This window comes from Pantoea sp. BJFS-204, from assembly GCF_049310725.1.
GTDB lineage: Bacteria > Pseudomonadota > Gammaproteobacteria > Enterobacterales > Enterobacteriaceae > Pantoea > Pantoea agglomerans.
On sequence record NZ_JBMOWE010000003.1, the window covers coordinates 1 to 16,209 of the forward strand.

General features: G+C 53.0%; 15 protein-coding genes, 1 rRNA gene and 1 other annotated feature. Of the genes, 5 read left to right on the plus strand and 11 right to left on the minus strand.

Features of this window, described 5'->3' with window-relative positions; translation table 11 throughout:
- Positions 1 to 45: 45 nt before the first annotated feature.
- The 4 genes from ACO6VX_RS11130 to rluD all read right to left on the minus strand — a co-directional run bounded on the left by ACO6VX_RS11130 (position 46) and on the right by rluD (position 6,462).
- Positions 46 to 1,585: ribosomal RNA gene (locus ACO6VX_RS11130) — 16S ribosomal RNA — on the minus strand.
- Between the two features lie 472 nt (positions 1,586 to 2,057).
- Entirely contained in the window at positions 2,058 to 4,643 is a 2,586-nt protein-coding gene (clpB, locus tag ACO6VX_RS11135) for an ATP-dependent chaperone ClpB (protein WP_029519628.1), read from the minus strand.
- A 113-nt stretch (positions 4,644 to 4,756) separates the two neighbouring features.
- Positions 4,757 to 5,485, minus strand: coding sequence for a purine nucleoside phosphorylase YfiH (gene yfiH / locus ACO6VX_RS11140; protein ID WP_422431779.1), 729 nt, complete (start codon positions 5,483 to 5,485; stop codon positions 4,757 to 4,759).
- Positions 5,485 to 6,462 carry a 23S rRNA pseudouridine(1911/1915/1917) synthase RluD gene (gene rluD, locus ACO6VX_RS11145; protein ID WP_010248442.1) on the minus strand — a complete coding sequence of 326 codons (978 nt, stop codon included), beginning with the start codon at positions 6,460 to 6,462 and terminating at the stop codon, positions 5,485 to 5,487. Before rluD ends, yfiH begins: the two co-directional genes overlap by 1 nt.
- A 129-nt stretch (positions 6,463 to 6,591) precedes the next feature.
- Between rluD and bamD the strand changes: the two genes are divergently transcribed.
- The 4 genes from bamD to pheA all read left to right on the plus strand — a co-directional run bounded on the left by bamD (position 6,592) and on the right by pheA (position 9,351).
- Positions 6,592 to 7,323 (plus strand): outer membrane protein assembly factor BamD, encoded by a 732-nt coding sequence (bamD, locus tag ACO6VX_RS11150; RefSeq protein WP_010248444.1) that lies wholly within the window; start codon positions 6,592 to 6,594, stop codon positions 7,321 to 7,323.
- Positions 7,324 to 7,604: 281 nt separating this feature from the next.
- Positions 7,605 to 7,940, plus strand: a complete 336-nt coding sequence (raiA, locus tag ACO6VX_RS11155) for a ribosome-associated translation inhibitor RaiA (protein WP_003849030.1) — start codon at positions 7,605 to 7,607, stop codon at positions 7,938 to 7,940.
- A 101-nt stretch (positions 7,941 to 8,041) separates the two neighbouring features.
- Positions 8,042 to 8,166: a sequence feature (Phe leader region), on the plus strand.
- A complete protein-coding gene (pheL, locus tag ACO6VX_RS11160; protein WP_193555295.1) occupies positions 8,043 to 8,090 on the plus strand; it encodes a pheA operon leader peptide PheL in 48 nt (15 codons plus the stop codon). Its footprint overlaps the feature before it by 48 nt.
- A gap of 21 nt (positions 8,167 to 8,187) precedes the next feature.
- The gene (gene pheA, locus ACO6VX_RS11165; RefSeq protein ID WP_010248448.1) at positions 8,188 to 9,351 is read left to right on the plus strand and encodes a bifunctional chorismate mutase/prephenate dehydratase; all 1,164 of its coding nucleotides are present in this window, start codon (positions 8,188 to 8,190) and stop codon (positions 9,349 to 9,351) included.
- Positions 9,352 to 9,407: 56 nt separating this feature from the next.
- Here pheA and tyrA read toward each other — a convergent pair whose 3' ends face one another.
- Both tyrA and ACO6VX_RS11175 read right to left on the minus strand, forming a co-directional pair.
- Positions 9,408 to 10,529: a bifunctional chorismate mutase/prephenate dehydrogenase gene (gene tyrA, locus ACO6VX_RS11170; protein WP_033758683.1), complete on the minus strand. Its 1,122-nt coding sequence runs from the start codon at positions 10,527 to 10,529 to the stop codon at positions 9,408 to 9,410.
- Positions 10,530 to 10,534: 5 nt separating this feature from the next.
- A complete protein-coding gene (locus tag ACO6VX_RS11175) occupies positions 10,535 to 11,614 on the minus strand; it encodes a 3-deoxy-7-phosphoheptulonate synthase (protein WP_010672116.1) in 1,080 nt (359 codons plus the stop codon).
- Positions 11,615 to 11,902: 288 nt separating this feature from the next.
- Between ACO6VX_RS11175 and ACO6VX_RS11180 the strand changes: the two genes are divergently transcribed.
- Positions 11,903 to 12,439 (plus strand): GNAT family N-acetyltransferase, encoded by a 537-nt coding sequence (locus ACO6VX_RS11180; RefSeq protein ID WP_010248470.1) that lies wholly within the window; start codon positions 11,903 to 11,905, stop codon positions 12,437 to 12,439.
- Between the two features lie 96 nt (positions 12,440 to 12,535).
- Here ACO6VX_RS11180 and rplS read toward each other — a convergent pair whose 3' ends face one another.
- The 5 genes from rplS to ffh all read right to left on the minus strand — a co-directional run bounded on the left by rplS (position 12,536) and on the right by ffh (position 16,047).
- Positions 12,536 to 12,883: a 50S ribosomal protein L19 gene (rplS, locus tag ACO6VX_RS11185; protein WP_003849035.1), complete on the minus strand. Its 348-nt coding sequence runs from the start codon at positions 12,881 to 12,883 to the stop codon at positions 12,536 to 12,538.
- A 44-nt stretch (positions 12,884 to 12,927) separates the two neighbouring features.
- Positions 12,928 to 13,692, minus strand: a complete 765-nt coding sequence (gene trmD / locus ACO6VX_RS11190; RefSeq protein WP_010248477.1) for a tRNA (guanosine(37)-N1)-methyltransferase TrmD — start codon at positions 13,690 to 13,692, stop codon at positions 12,928 to 12,930.
- Between the two features lie 35 nt (positions 13,693 to 13,727).
- Positions 13,728 to 14,276, minus strand: a complete 549-nt coding sequence (rimM, locus tag ACO6VX_RS11195; RefSeq protein WP_010248480.1) for a ribosome maturation factor RimM — start codon at positions 14,274 to 14,276, stop codon at positions 13,728 to 13,730.
- Between the two features lie 18 nt (positions 14,277 to 14,294).
- On the minus strand, positions 14,295 to 14,543 hold the full coding sequence (gene rpsP / locus ACO6VX_RS11200) for a 30S ribosomal protein S16 (RefSeq protein ID WP_003849041.1): 249 nt from the start codon (positions 14,541 to 14,543) through the stop codon (positions 14,295 to 14,297).
- A 142-nt stretch (positions 14,544 to 14,685) separates the two neighbouring features.
- On the minus strand, positions 14,686 to 16,047 hold the full coding sequence (ffh, locus tag ACO6VX_RS11205; protein WP_010248486.1) for a signal recognition particle protein: 1,362 nt from the start codon (positions 16,045 to 16,047) through the stop codon (positions 14,686 to 14,688).
- Positions 16,048 to 16,209 lie beyond the last annotated feature (162 nt).

Below are 16,209 nucleotides of genomic sequence, written 5' to 3' on the forward strand. Positions count from 1 at the left end.
TATCAGACAATCTGTGTGGACACTGCGCGGGAAGGTATCTTCAGGTAAGGAGGTGATCCAACCGCAGGTTCCCCTACGGTTACCTTGTTACGACTTCACCCCAGTCATGAATCACAAAGTGGTAAGCGCCCTCCCGAAGGTTAAGCTACCTACTTCTTTTGCAACCCACTCCCATGGTGTGACGGGCGGTGTGTACAAGGCCCGGGAACGTATTCACCGTGGCATTCTGATCCACGATTACTAGCGATTCCGACTTCACGGAGTCGAGTTGCAGACTCCGATCCGGACTACGACGCACTTTGTGAGGTCCGCTTGCTCTCGCGAGGTCGCTTCTCTTTGTATGCGCCATTGTAGCACGTGTGTAGCCCTACTCGTAAGGGCCATGATGACTTGACGTCATCCCCACCTTCCTCCGGTTTATCACCGGCAGTCTCCTTTGAGTTCCCGACCGAATCGCTGGCAACAAAGGATAAGGGTTGCGCTCGTTGCGGGACTTAACCCAACATTTCACAACACGAGCTGACGACAGCCATGCAGCACCTGTCTCAGCGTTCCCGAAGGCACCAAAGCATCTCTGCTAAGTTCGCTGGATGTCAAGAGTAGGTAAGGTTCTTCGCGTTGCATCGAATTAAACCACATGCTCCACCGCTTGTGCGGGCCCCCGTCAATTCATTTGAGTTTTAACCTTGCGGCCGTACTCCCCAGGCGGTCGACTTAACGCGTTAGCTCCGGAAGCCACTCCTCAAGGGAACAACCTCCAAGTCGACATCGTTTACGGCGTGGACTACCAGGGTATCTAATCCTGTTTGCTCCCCACGCTTTCGCACCTGAGCGTCAGTCTTTGTCCAGGGGGCCGCCTTCGCCACCGGTATTCCTCCAGATCTCTACGCATTTCACCGCTACACCTGGAATTCTACCCCCCTCTACAAGACTCAAGCCTGCCAGTTTCAAATGCAGTTCCCAGGTTAAGCCCGGGGATTTCACATCTGACTTAACAGACCGCCTGCGTGCGCTTTACGCCCAGTAATTCCGATTAACGCTTGCACCCTCCGTATTACCGCGGCTGCTGGCACGGAGTTAGCCGGTGCTTCTTCTGCGGGTAACGTCAATCGACGCGGTTATTAACCGCATCGCCTTCCTCCCCGCTGAAAGTACTTTACAACCCGAAGGCCTTCTTCATACACGCGGCATGGCTGCATCAGGCTTGCGCCCATTGTGCAATATTCCCCACTGCTGCCTCCCGTAGGAGTCTGGACCGTGTCTCAGTTCCAGTGTGGCTGGTCATCCTCTCAGACCAGCTAGGGATCGTCGCCTAGGTGGGCCATTACCCCGCCTACTAGCTAATCCCATCTGGGTTCATCCGATAGTGAGAGGCCCGAAGGTCCCCCTCTTTGGTCTTGCGACGTTATGCGGTATTAGCCACCGTTTCCAGTGGTTATCCCCCTCTATCGGGCAGATCCCCAGACATTACTCACCCGTCCGCCACTCGTCACCCAAGAGCAAGCTCTCTGTGCTACCGTCCGACTTGCATGTGTTAGGCCTGCCGCCAGCGTTCAATCTGAGCCATGATCAAACTCTTCAATTTAAGTTTGATTTGCTTAAACAAGTTAAGCGGTGCTCATCTGTAAAACGTCATAATGAATTTCATTATGTGTTCACTCGTGAGGCTTGATATTTTTTTACGTCCGGAGACGCTGATATCAATCCTGCGAGTGCCCACACAGATTGTCTGATAAATTGTTAAAGAGCAGTGCGAACAGTGCGTTAGCGTCCTGTCGCGAGGTGGCGTATATTACGCTTTCCTCCTGCAGAGTCAACCTCTTTCTCAGAAGTTTTTCTCCGGCGGCGCAGTCTCCTGTGCCTCCTGACCCGTTTTCCGTTTCCGGTTTGCCGTGTCAGTGGAGGCGCATTATAGGGAACGGCTCAGATAGCGCAAGTGCAAATTGAGACTTTTTTACTGACCGTTCATTTTGCACTCAAAAGGAGTATTAAATAAGCAAAAACCCCTCAAAAGGGCAAAAAAAACGGGCCAGAGGCCCGTTTTTCATTCCACACCCTTACTGATGTGCAGTAATGATGTTGTTCTCCACATCCATTTCGATGGTTTTGCCTGGCACCAGTGAACCAGCAAGGATCTGCTGAGCCAGCGGGTTCTCGATCTGCTGCTGTATCGCACGTTTCAGCGGACGTGCACCGTAGACCGGATCATATCCGTTCTCCGCCAGCAGTTTGATCGCATCATCAGAGATGTGCAGCTGATAACCCCGTTCATCCAGACGTTTGTACAGCCGCTGCAGCTGAATCTGCGCAATAGACGCAATATGTTTCTCAGCCAGCGGATGGAACACCACCACCTCATCAATACGGTTGACGAACTCAGGACGGAAATGCTGTCCGACCACACCCATCACGATATCTTTCATTTCCGGGTAACTGAGATTGCCGAACCGCTCCTGGATTAAATCTGATCCCAGGTTAGAGGTCATAATCACCACGCTGTTACGGAAATCGACCGTCCGGCCCTGCCCATCCGTCAGACGCCCATCATCCAGCACCTGCAGCAGAATGTTAAAGACATCAGGATGCGCTTTCTCTACTTCATCCAGCAGGATGACCGAATAAGGCCGACGGCGCACAGCTTCGGTCAGATAACCGCCCTCTTCATAGCCGACATAACCCGGAGGTGCACCCACCAGCCGTGATACTGAGTGTTTTTCCATAAATTCAGACATGTCGATACGAACCATCGCATCGTCACTGTCGAACAGGAAGTTAGCCAGCGCTTTACACAACTCCGTCTTACCGACCCCGGTGGGCCCCAGGAACAGGAAGGAACCGATAGGCCGGTTTGGATCAGAAAGGCCTGCGCGACTACGGCGAATAGCATTTGATACCGCCTCAACCGCTTCATCCTGTCCGATGACCCGGCCATGTAAGTCCTGCTCCATGCGCAGTAACTTATCGCGCTCACCTTCCATCATTCGTGCGACCGGAATACCGGTCCAGCGTGCCAGAACATCGGCAATCTCCACATCGGTTACCCGGTTACGCAGTAACTTCATGGTCTTGCCTTCCGCCTGAGTCGCTGCGGCTAACTGTTTTTCCAGTGCCGGAATTTTACCGTACTGCAGCTCTGACATCTGAGCGAGGTCACCCTGGCGACGTGCCTGCTCTAAATTCAGACGCGCCTGCTCAAGTTCCGCTTTAATGTTCTGCGTGCCGGACAGCGAGGCTTTCTCTGTCTTCCACTCATCTTCCAGCTCGGCGTATTCGCGCTCTTTCTGGTTGAGCTCGGTTTCCAGCATTTCAAGACGCTTGATGCTGGCATCGTCCGCCTCTTTCTTCAGCGCCTGCTGCTCCAGCTTCAGCTGAATGATACGGCGCTCAAGGCGATCCAGTGACTCCGGCTTCGAGTCCATCTGCATACGAATGCTGGAAGCTGCCTCATCGATCAGGTCAATCGCTTTATCCGGCAGCTGCCGGTCAGCAATATAACGATGAGACAGGGTCGCCGCCGCGACAATCGCCGGGTCAGTGATTTGCACATGGTGATGCAGTTCATAACGCTCTTTCAGACCACGCAGAATGGCGATGGTATCTTCCACACTTGGCTCAGCCACAAAGACTTTCTGGAAACGACGCTCCAGCGCGGCATCTTTTTCAATGTACTGGCGATATTCGTCAAGCGTAGTGGCACCCACACAGTGCAGTTCACCACGCGCCAGCGCAGGTTTAAGCATATTGCCGGCGTCCATCGCACCGTCAGCTTTACCGGCTCCCACCATGGTGTGCAGCTCGTCGATAAACAGAATGACGTTGCCTTCCTGTTTCGACAGGTCACTCAGTACGCCTTTCAGACGCTCTTCGAATTCACCGCGATATTTCGCCCCGGCCACCAGCGCACCCATATCCAGTGCCAGTACCCGACGTCCTTTCAGACCCTCAGGCACTTCACCATTGATGATGCGCTGCGCCAGCCCTTCGACAATCGCGGTTTTACCCACGCCAGGTTCACCAATCAGTACCGGGTTGTTTTTGGTACGGCGCTGCAGAACCTGGATGGTGCGGCGAATCTCTTCGTCACGACCGATGACCGGATCGAGTTTGCCCTTCTCTGCCCGCTCGGTCAGGTCGATAGTGTATTTTTTTAAAGCCTGGCGCTGATCTTCAGCCCCCTGATCGTTCACGTTGTCTCCTCCCCGCATCTGTTCAATCGCACTGGTGATTTTTTCACGCGTTGCGCCCGCTGCTTTGAGCAGATCGGCCAGTGAGCCCCGCGATTCCAGGGCGGCCAGAACAAATAATTCGGATGAAATAAAGTTATCGTTGCGCTTCTGTGCCAGCTTGTCGCACAGGTTTAATACCCGGACGAGGTCAGATGAGGGTTGTACATCGCCTTCGCTGCCTTCAACTTGTGGCAGGCGATCAATAGCCTGCTCAACCTGAGCGCGAAATGGCGTAACGTCGACACCGGCCGAAGTCAGTAAAGGTGAAACCGATCCGCCTTCCTGTTTGAGCAATGCGCTCATCAGATGCAGAGGTTCGATGAATTGATTGTCGTGTCCCAGAGCGAGGGACTGAGCGTCGGCGAGAGCCAGCTGAAATTTATTAGTAAGACGATCCAGACGCATAATTCCTCCCATTACAGGTCAAAATGCTACTGGAGATTAAATGAGGTCATCCCTCAAAATTTCAAGGTTAATGACCTGAGATTTGAGTAAAAAATACGCTAACTGGACCGTCTTATGGCGTAAGGTTATAACAGCCAGATCAAAGTTGCCATACGCCCGGTGATCCCATCGCGGCGGAAAGAGAAGAAATCGTCGCGCTGCGTAAAGGTACAACGGCTGCTGGCGCTGATTGAATTCACGCCCGCTGCCTGTAGTCGCATCTGCGCCAGCAGGCCGATGTCGGCGTAAAAGCGGTCACCTGATGGACGGAAAGCCTGCACAGCCCTGGGATCCTGAGCCATAAAGGCCTGACGGACTTCTTCGCCGACCTCAAACGCATCAGGTCCGATTGCCGGTCCAAGCCAGGCATGAATCTGATCAGGCGGCGAACGAAACTGCGCCAGCGTATTTTCCAGTATACCCGCACAAAGTCCGCGCCAGCCTGCATGTGCCGCCGCCACTTCCGTGCCATCCTGCGAACAGAACAGGACCGGAAGACAGTCAGCGGTCATGATGGCACAGACGACGCCGGGCTGATCGGTAATACAGGCATCAGCAGGTAATGGCGTACTTCCCCCTGCAGTCAGACGCACAACCTCAGTGCCATGAACCTGATCCAGCCACTGCGGCATGGCAGTTAAACCCGCCTCTTCCAACAGCAACTGCCGGTTACGCGCCACCGCATCCGGATTATCTCCCACATGCCCGCCGAGATTCAGTGCATCCCAGGGCGATGTGCTGATGCCGCCCTGTCGCTGCGTCGAGCAGGCCCGAACGCGTGACGGAGCGGGCCATTGAGGAGTCATCAGATTCATCACCAATTCAACTGGTCTTTAAATTCTTCAGTGTCTGCTTTTAACGCCGCGATGAGATCAACCATGTCCTGCGGAAGCGCAGCATGGAATTCCATTTCAATACCGCTGATGGGGTGATAGAGGCGCAACATCGTGGCGTGCAGTGCCTGACGATCGAAACCGCGCAGCGTAGTAATAAATGCTTCAGACGCGCCTTTTGGTGGACGCGGACGGCCACCGTAAAGCGGATCGCCCACCAGCGGATGGCTGATGTGAGACATATGCACACGGATCTGGTGAGTACGACCGGTTTCCAGACGCAGGCGCAGACGGGTATGGGCCCGGAAGTGCTCCATGATGCGGTAATGAGTGACCGCCGGTTTACCCATTGGGTGTACCGCCATGTGGGTGCGTTTGGTTGAGTGACGGCTGATAGGCTGCTCAACGGTGCCGCCCGCAGTCATGTTGCCAATCGCAACCGCTTCATATTCGCGGGTGATTTCGCGACGCTGCAGCGAGTCCACCAGATGCGTCTGAGCCGGAACGGTTTTCGCGACCACCATTAAACCGGTGGTGTCTTTATCCAGGCGGTGTACGATGCCCGCGCGCGGCACATCCATAATCGCCGGATAGTGATGAAGTAAGGCGTTTAATACCGTGCCATCCGGATTACCGGCGCCAGGGTGAACCACGAAGTCGCGTGGTTTGTTGATGACAATAATGTCTTCATCTTCATAAACGATGTCGAGTGGCAGATTCTGCGGTTCCCAGCGCTGCGCCTCCTCGATCTCAGCGTCAATCGCGACCAGCTCGCCGCCCAGCACTTTTTCTTTGGGTGTATCGACCATGACGCCGTTTACAGTAACGCGACGATCGAGGATCCACTCTTTTATGCGAGAACGTGAATAATCAGGGAACAATTCCGCCAAAGTCTGATCTAAGCGTTGTCCGAGTTGTGATTCGGATACCGTTGCGGTGAGTTGAACTTGTTGTGCCATATACAGCTTCTTCGTTAACGTTGGGTTTTCACGGCGATGCCGTTTAATATAATGTGCTATCGTACCTGGTCATTACCGGGAGCTATACGGACAGCTTCCGCCATAACATTTGAGGATAATCACTTCGTCATGACGCGTATGAAACATCTGGTGGCTGCTGCCACACTGAGCCTGGCACTTGTTGGTTGTTCCGGCTCAAATGACGCGGTACCGGACAGCCCGCCTTCTGAAATCTATGCTACAGCGCAGCAAAAGCTGCAGGACGGTAACTTTAAAGCTGCGATTAAGCAACTGGAAGCGCTGGATAATCGTTATCCGTTCGGTCCTTATTCGCAGCAGGTGCAGCTGGATTTAATCTACGCGTACTATAAAAATGCCGATCTGCCCCTGGCGCAGGCTGCCATTGCTCGCTTTATGCGTCTGAACCCCACGCATCCGAACATTGACTATGTCATCTATATGAAAGGTCTGACGGACATGGCGCTGGATGACTCCGCGCTGCAGGGCTTCTTTGGTATTGATCGTTCTGACCGCGATCCGACGCACGCTCGTGATGCTTTCCGCGACTTCTCTCAGCTGCTGCGGAGTTACCCGAACAGCCAGTATGCGGCTGATGCTCAGAAACGCCTGGTCTATCTGAAAGACCGTCTGGCTAAATATGAGCTGTCAGTGGCGCAATTCTATACTAAGCGTGAGGCTTATGTCGCGGTTGTTAACCGTGTCGAAGGTATGATGCGCGATTATCCGGATACGCAGGCAACACACGATGCCCTGCCGCTGATGGAGAATGCTTACCGCAATCTGCAGCTGAACGCTGAAGCCGATAAAGTGGCGAAAATCATTGCAGCTAACAAAAGCTGATCGTTCGAAGGATTTTCAGCCATAAAAAAAGCAGCCTCTCAGGGCTGCTTTTTTTTGCTCACAGAACAGTCAGATTTGGATCTGTTCTCAGCGAGCTAACTCATCAAGCATGCCGTGTTAATCGTTTCGCTTCAAGCCATTTCGGCCAGTTTCTCTGCCTTTCTCACAGAATGTTGTGACTGACAAAAAGTGACATTTTTTCGTGATCGAAATCCCACATTGAACGCTTTTTCGCGCTATGCTGAGAAGACCAAGACGGAAATGACAGAGAGGTAAGAACGATGATTCTGAACATTACCAGTAAACAAATGGACATCACTCCGGCAATCCGAAGCCATGTTGAAGACCGTCTCGCCAAGCTCGAAAAATGGCAAACCGACCTGATTAATCCACATATTGTCCTTTCCAAAGAGCCCAAAGAATTCGTGGCTGACGCCACTATTAACACACCTAACGGGACTCTGGTGGCCAGCGCCAAGCACGATGATATGTATACCGCTATCAACGATTTGATTGCCAAGCTCGAGCGTCAGCTGAATAAAGTTCAGCATAAGTCTGAAGCACGCCGCGCCAGTGCCAGCGTGAAAGACATCATTCCCGCCGACGAAGAGTCCTGATTTTCTTAACGCTGTTTCTTAACGCGCCTGCGGGCGCGTTTTTTATTGACAGCTTTTAAGCAGTACGGTTACTCTCAGGTCACTCTCTTTTCGGACATGACAATGAAACCTGATCTGTTTTTCTTCGCTTTCTTTTTTACCTTCCCCTGAACGGGAGGCCATTCGTCGTGTGAAAATGAAAGCGAAGACGAACACCGAAGCCTCCCAACCGGGAGGCTTTTTTTTGGATAGCATACAGGTGAGCCCTATGAATCCCGATAATCCATTGCTGGCGCTACGCGATAAAATCAGCGCCGTGGATAAAAAACTTCTGACGCTGCTGGCCGAGCGTCGTTTGCTGGCAGTGGAAGTTGCACAAGCGAAACTGGCGACGCATCGCCCGATTCGGGATGTGGAGCGCGAACGCGCGCTACTGGAGAATCTCATCGTACTGGGTAAGGCACACAACCTGGATGCGCACTACATCACCCGTCTGTTCCAGCTGGTAATTGAAGATTCCGTGCTGACTCAGCAAGCGCTGCTGCAAAAAAACCTCAACCATCCCCATGCGCATGCCGCCCGTATCGCCTTCCTGGGCCCGAAAGGCTCTTATTCGCATCTTGCAGCACGCAACTACGCGTCGCGCCATTTCGATAGCATGGTGGAGTGTGGCTGCCTGAAGTTTCACGACATCATCAAACAGGTCGAAAATGGCGTAGCTGATTACGCCGTGATGCCGATTGAGAATACCAGTTCAGGCTCGATCAACGATGTCTACGATCTGCTGCAACAGACAAGCCTCTCAATCGTGGGCGAGCTGACATTGCCTATCGACCACTGCGTGCTGGTGAATGGCCCCACCGATCTTCAGCAGATTGAGACGGTTTACAGCCATCCTCAACCGTTCCAGCAGTGCAGCCAGTTTATTAATCGTTTCCCGCACTGGAAAATCGAATACACCGAGAGTACCGCGGCAGCGATGGAGAAAGTGGCTGCGCTCAACTCACCTAAGGTGGCGGCGCTGGGCAGTGAGGCCGGCGGCGAACTGTATCAGCTGCAGGTGCTGGAACGTAATCTGGCGAATCAGCAGCAGAATCACACCCGCTTTATCGTGCTGGCCCGCAAAGCAATCGAGGTTTCTGACCAGGTGCCAGCGAAAACCACGCTGATTATGGCAACCGGCCAGCAGGCGGGTGCGCTGGTCGACGCGCTGCTGGTACTGCGTCAGCACAACCTGATTATGAGCAAGCTGGAGTCCCGCCCGATTAATGGTAATCCGTGGGAAGAGATGTTTTACATTGATGTGCAGGGCAACCTGCAATCAGAGCGGATGCAGCAGGCGCTGCAGGAATTACAGACCATGACCCGCTCTCTGAAGGTACTGGGCTGTTACCCCAGCGAAAATGTGGTGCCCGCTGAACCTGGCGAATAAAAAGAAGAAAAAAGGCATCCAACTGGATGCCTTTTTCATTGATGGATGGCTGTCATTTATGGGCGGCTGTCATTGGCCGATCGCAACAGGCTTCGGCTTTCGACCAGGAAGCGTTTTGCGTGATCGCCAAACCACTGTTCAACCCGGTTAAAGCTGGCGATAAACGCCTGCTTGTCGCCCTGCTCCAGCAGCGCAATCGCTTCACCAAACCGCTGGTAATAGCGTTTTATCAGCGCCAGATTACTCTCTGAAGACATGATGATATCCGCATAGAGTTGCGGATCCTGAGCGAACAACCGCCCCACCATCGCCAGTTCAAGCCGGTAAATGGGCGACGAGAGCGCCAGCAGCTGATCCAGATTGACGTTCTCTTCGGCTAAATGCAGACCATAAGCGAAGGTAGCAAAGTGACGCAGCGCCTGAATGAATGCCATGTTCTGGTCATGCTCAACAGCGCTGATACGATGCAGACGCGCACCCCAGACCTGAATCTGCTCCAGGAACCACTGATACGCTTCCGGTTGTCTTCCATCACACCAGACCACCACCTGTTTTGCCAGGCTGCCGCTGTCCGGGCCAAACATCGGATGCAGACCCAGCACAGGCCCGTTATGGGCAGCCAGCATTGCCTGCAGAGGCCGGTTTTTGACCGACGCCAGATCGACCAGAATACAATCTTCCGGCAGTGGTGGCAGTTGGGCAATCACCTGCTCGGTCAGGTGAATCGGCACGCTAATGATCACCATTCCGGCATCGCTGAGCAGAGTCTCAGCCTGAGGCCAGTCCTCTTTATCCAGCGTTTTAACCGTGTAGCCTGATAGCCCGAGCATTTTTTCAAACAGCCGGCCCATCTGGCCCTTACCACCGACAATCACCACCGGGCGCAGTTCAGGACAGAGGGTTTTAAAGCCTTTGTCATTCTCGCTGGTATAGGATTCCCGCATCACGCGACGCAGCACATCCTCAATCAGATCCGGTGGGACGCCGAGCGCTTCGGCCTCTTTACGACGGGAAGCCAGCATCGTCGCTTCACGCTCAGGCACATAAATAGGCAGGCCGTAACGGCTCTTCACCTCACCTACCTCGGCCACCAGTTCCAGTCGCTTAGCCAGCAGATCCAGCAACGCTTTATCAACACTGTCAATTTGATCGCGTAACGCGGTCAGTTCAGCCACCATTGCTCTTACACCTCTTGTGACAGACGCGCCGACAGCACTCCCTGCAGATCCTGATGCATTTCACGCAGCAACGTTTCGGTCACTTCCCAGTTGATGCATGCATCGGTTACGGAAACGCCATACTTCATTTCGCTGCGTGGCTGCTCAGAAGACTGGTTACCTTCATTGATATGGCTTTCCAGCATCAAACCAATGATTGAACGGTTCCCGTCTTTGATCTGCGCAATAGCGGATTCCGCTACGCCAGGCTGACGGCTGTAGTCTTTGTTCGAATTACCATGGCTGCAATCTATCATTAAGGCTGGACGCAGTCCCGCCTTGAGCATCTCTTTTTCACACTGCGCGACATCTTCAGGACCGTAGTTCGGCGCTTTGCCGCCACGCAGGATCACGTGACCATCCGGATTGCCCTGAGTCTGCAGCAGGCAGACCTGACCGGCCTGATTAATCCCGACAAAACGGTGTGGCATTGCGGCTGCACGCATGGCGTTGATTGCCGTTCCCAGACTGCCATCGGTGCCATTTTTAAAGCCTACCGGCATCGACAGGCCCGAGGCCATTTCACGGTGCGTCTGAGATTCAGTGGTACGTGCGCCAATGGCAGACCAACTGAACAGGTCGCCCAGATATTGCGGACTATTGGGATCCAGCGCTTCAGTGGCCAGAGGCAAACCCATTTCAACCAGGTTCACCAGCAGCTGGCGCGCAATGTGCAGACCCGCTTCCATATCAAACGAGTTATCCATGAAAGGATCGTTGATCAGCCCTTTCCAGCCGACGGTGGTACGAGGTTTTTCAAAATAGACGCGCATCACGATAAAGAGCTGATCTTTCAGCTGTTCAGAAAGGGTTTGCAGACGACGTGCATAGTCCAGTGCCACTTCGGTATCGTGAATTGAGCAGGGTCCGCACACCACCAGCAGACGCGGATCGCGGCCGGCAATAATGTCAGAGATAGTCTGGCGCGACGCCGCGACCTGATCCTGCTGTTCAGTGGTCAGTGGAAACTTCGCTTTCAGCTCTTCAGGCGTGATTAATACCTGTTCACCGGCGATATGCACATTGTTCAGCGCGTCTTTTTGCATGATGGCGATCCTTTGGCTCGTATTGGCAGTCATGGACTCCTCACTGAGGAATGCAAATACTGTATCACAGGCAATACATAGCGCAATATTATATGTACAGTTTTATTACCACGGATGAAGAAGGGTGCGAAATATACTTAAAATAAACAATAAAATCATGCATATAATAAAAACCTCAACCACAAAAAACCAAAGACAATTGTACAAATAAGTTTACAGTTAAGGTTATTGCCTTTCTTCTACCCACAGGCAGAATAAAAGAATCATTCTGTTCGCGCTGAGAGAGTTATGTACCCATCACCACAAAATATTTATCTGCGACCTTTTGAGCTCAGCGACGTATCTGCGTTTACCACTGCGGTTAATGCCTCGCTGGATAGCCTTATCCCATGGATGGTCTGGGCGCATCACGATTATCAGCCTCATGAAGCAGAAAGCTGGATCCGCTTTACCCACTGGCAACGGATGAAAGAGGAAGCGGAAGAGTTTGCCATCGTTGATCAGCATGACCAGCTGCTGGGGGGCGCAGGAATACGCTTTGCCCGTCATCCGGGTGACACCAGCGCAATTGGCTACTGGGTTCGCAGTGATGCCCAGCGTCAGGGAATCGCCAGCCGCGCGGTGGCCGCGTTGCTGCCGCTGGGGTTTTCACGCCCAGAGACCCGGGTGATTGAGATTCTGGCAGCAGAGGATAACCTGGCCAGTCGGGGCGTGGCTGAGAAGTGCGGTGGTCAGTTCATTGGCTGTCGCTATGGCCTGATCGTCTTAGAGGAAGGGCCGGTTAATACCGCGATTTATCATTTTCAGCGGCCGGACGACGGTTAACTGTAGGCAGCAAGGTTGGCAGTGACATAAAAAAGGGGCTGGCAGATGCCAACCCCTTGTTTGCTATTAACTTTTAGATGTCGCGTTAGCGATACCTTAGTTAAGACGCTCTTTAATACGAGCAGACTTACCAGTACGCTCACGCAGGTAGTACAGTTTGGCTTTACGCACAGCGCCACGACGTTTAACAGCGATGCTGTCAATTACAGGTGAATGAGTCTGGAATACACGCTCAACGCCTTCGCCGTTAGAAATTTTGCGAACAGTGAATGCAGAGTGCAGACCGCGGTTACGGATAGCGATAACCACGCCCTCGAATGCCTGCAGACGTTTTTTAGAACCTTCAACGACCCATACTTTCACTTCCACGGAATCACCCGGGCGGAAGGAAGGTACGTCCTGTTTCATCTGCTCTTGTTCAATTTGCTTGATAATGTTGCTCATAATTAAATCTCATATCCTGGGTAAACTGATAGTCGGGGAAGAGCTTACTCTTCCACATCATCGTTTTGTTGCTGCTGAGATTCCCGCTGGAACTCATTCAGCAACCTTGCTTGCTCTTCAGTCAGAGCCAGGTTTTCCAGAAGTTCAGGTCTTCTCAGCCAGGTACGGCCTAGCGACTGCTTCAGACGCCAGCGGCGAATATCAGCATGGTTGCCTGACAGTAATACTGCCGGGACCTCCACGCCGTCTAACACTTCAGGTCGGGTATAGTGCGGACAATCCAGCAAACCTTCCGAGAACGAATCCTCATCGGCTGACGCCTGCTTGCCGAGCACGCCAGGAATAAACCGGGCGACTGCGTCAATCATCGTCATCGCTGGCAGTTCCCCGCCGCTGAGAACGTAATCACCGATTGACCATTCTTCATCAATTTCGGTCTGGATTACGCGCTCATCAATCCCTTCATAACGGCCACAGACCAGAATTAACTTGTCCCGTGCCGCCAGTTCGCAAACGCCCTGTTGGTCCAGTTTGCGACCCTGAGGTGAAAGATATATCACCCTGGCCCCATCACCTGCCGCTGCTTTCGCTGCGGAGATGGCATCCCGTAAGGGTTGTACCATCATCAGCATTCCCGGTCCGCCGCCGTAAGGACGATCATCCACGGTACGGTGCCGGTCGTGCGTGAAGTCACGAGGACTCCAGCTCTGAATGCTGAGCAGACCGTTTTTTACAGCCCGGCCAGTTACCCCGTAATCGGTAATAGCGCGAAACATTTCTGGAAACAGGCTAATAACACCAATCCACATTGTATTCGCCGTTACGTTACCGTTCGATTCGGAGATCAAAAACCAGGATCCCAATCTACCTCAATGATGCCAGTAGAGAGATCGACTTTCCTGATAACCTGTTCATCAAGAAACGGAATTAACCGCTCCTGAGCACCGAATGCATCCTTCAGGTTTGCCTTAACGACGAGAACGTCGTTCGAGCCGGTTTCCATCATATCGATGACTTTACCCATCTCGTAGCCTTCAAGGTTAACTACCTGGCAGCCCATAAGGTCTTTCCAGTAGTAGTCGCCCTCTTCCAGCGATGGCAACTGCGTCGAGTCAACCTGAATTTCGCAATTGGTTAACTGAGCCGCCGCATCCCGATCTTCAATGCCTTTGACTTTGATGATCAGGTCCTGATTGTGGTGCTTCCAACCGTCCAGTTCGACCTGCTGCCATTTACCGGCGCGCTGGATGAACCAGGGTTGGTAGTTGAAGATGCTTTCAGCGTCTTCAGTGGAGGAAAACACTTTGAGCCAGCCGCGAATACCGTAGGCGGCTCCCATCTTACCCAATACAATCGGGTTAACAGGAGGCTGTGCGGCAATTTGTCTGCTCATGCTCACCACCGTGACAGATTAAGCTGCTTTCTTAGCTTCTTTGACCAGCGCGTTAACGCGATCAGAAAGCGTTGCGCCCTGGCCAACCCAGTGCTCGATACGATCCAGATCAAGACGCAGACCTTCAGCCTGACCAGATGCGATCGGGTTGAAGAAACCAACGCGCTCGATAAAACGACCGTTGCGTGCATTGCGGCTGTCAGTGACGACGACCTGATAGAACGGACGCTTTTTAGCGCCGTGACGTGCCAAACGAATTGTTACCATAACATCCTCTTCAGTTAATAAAACACCCGGCCCCCATCGAGGAACGGGGTCCGGGTGCTGTATAAAAAGCCCGAAAATTTTACTCATTTTGGCGAAAAAAGCAACCTAAACCGTGCCATTTCGGGCTTTTTTGTGGAACGCTTTAGCGGCCAGGAAAACCTGGCGGCATCATACCCTTCATGCCGCGCATCATTTTCGCCATGCCGCCCTTCTTCATTTTCTTCATCATACGCTGCATGTCGTCAAACTGCTTCAATAAGCGGTTAACGTCCTGCACCTGCATACCGGAGCCGGTCGCAATGCGGCGCTTGCGTGAGCCTTTGATGATCTCTGGTTTTTCACGCTCTTTGCGTGTCATCGAGTTGATGATCGCTTCCATGCGCACCAGCACTTTGTCATCCATCTGTGACTTCACATTGTCAGGCAACTGTCCCATACCAGGCAGTTTGCCCATCAGGCTGGCCATGCCGCCCATGTTGCGCATCTGCTTCAGCTGCTCAAGGAAATCGTTGAGATCAAAACCGTCGCCGGTTTTCAGCTTCTTAGCCAGTTTCTCAGCCTGATCGCGGTCAACCTTGCTTTCGATATCTTCGATCAGTGACAGCACGTCACCCATGCCGAGGATACGCGAAGCAATACGCTCCGGATAGAACGGCTCAAGTGCATCGGTTTTTTCACCGACACCCATAAATTTAATCGGCTTACCGGTGATATGACGAATCGACAGCGCCGCACCGCCTCGTGCATCACCATCGACTTTGGTCAGGATAACACCGGTCAGCGGTAGCGCTTCATTAAAAGCTTTAGCCGTGTTTGCCGCATCCTGACCGGTCATGGCATCGACCACAAACAGCGTTTCTACCGGATTGATCGCGGCATGAACCTGTTTGATTTCGTCCATCATCGCTTCGTCAACGTGCAGACGACCGGCGGTATCCACCAGCAGTACATCGTAGAACTTCAGGCGAGCTTCACGCAGCGCATTGTTAACGATATCGACCGGCTTCTGGCTGAGATCGGATGGGCAGAAATCCACACCCACCTGCTGTGCCAGCGTTTCCAGCTGTTTGATTGCCGCCGGACGATAGACGTCGGCAGAAACCACTAAGACTTTCTTTTTGTGCTTCTCACGCAGGAACTTACCCAGCTTAGCGACGCTGGTCGTTTTACCGGCACCCTGCAGACCCGCCATCAGCACCACGGCTGGCGGCTGAGCAGCCAGGTCGAGAGCATTGTTCTCTGCACCCATCGCCGTAACCAGTTCGTTACGAACGATTTTGATAAATTCCTGACCTGGAGTCAGACTTTTATTCACATCATGGCCGACCGCGCTCTCTTTCACACGGTTGATGAAGTCACGCACCACCGGCAGCGCAACGTCAGCCTCAAGCAGTGCCATGCGCACTTCACGCAGGGTCTCTTTGATGTTCTCTTCAGTCAGCCTTCCGCGGCCGCTGATGTTTCGCAGGGTTTGCGACAAACGATCGGTTAAATTATCAAACATGGTCTCTCACTAAAAAAAAGATCGCGAGGCGCCTGATCGGCAGAATGCGGCGGATTATAACACGAAGCCTCAGCGATCTCTGCAATTGCCCCTCAGATCGTTTGGAGCCTGCTTCGGCTGGCGCTATACTGCCTTTTTCCTTATCTGACTGAACCTGAAAGG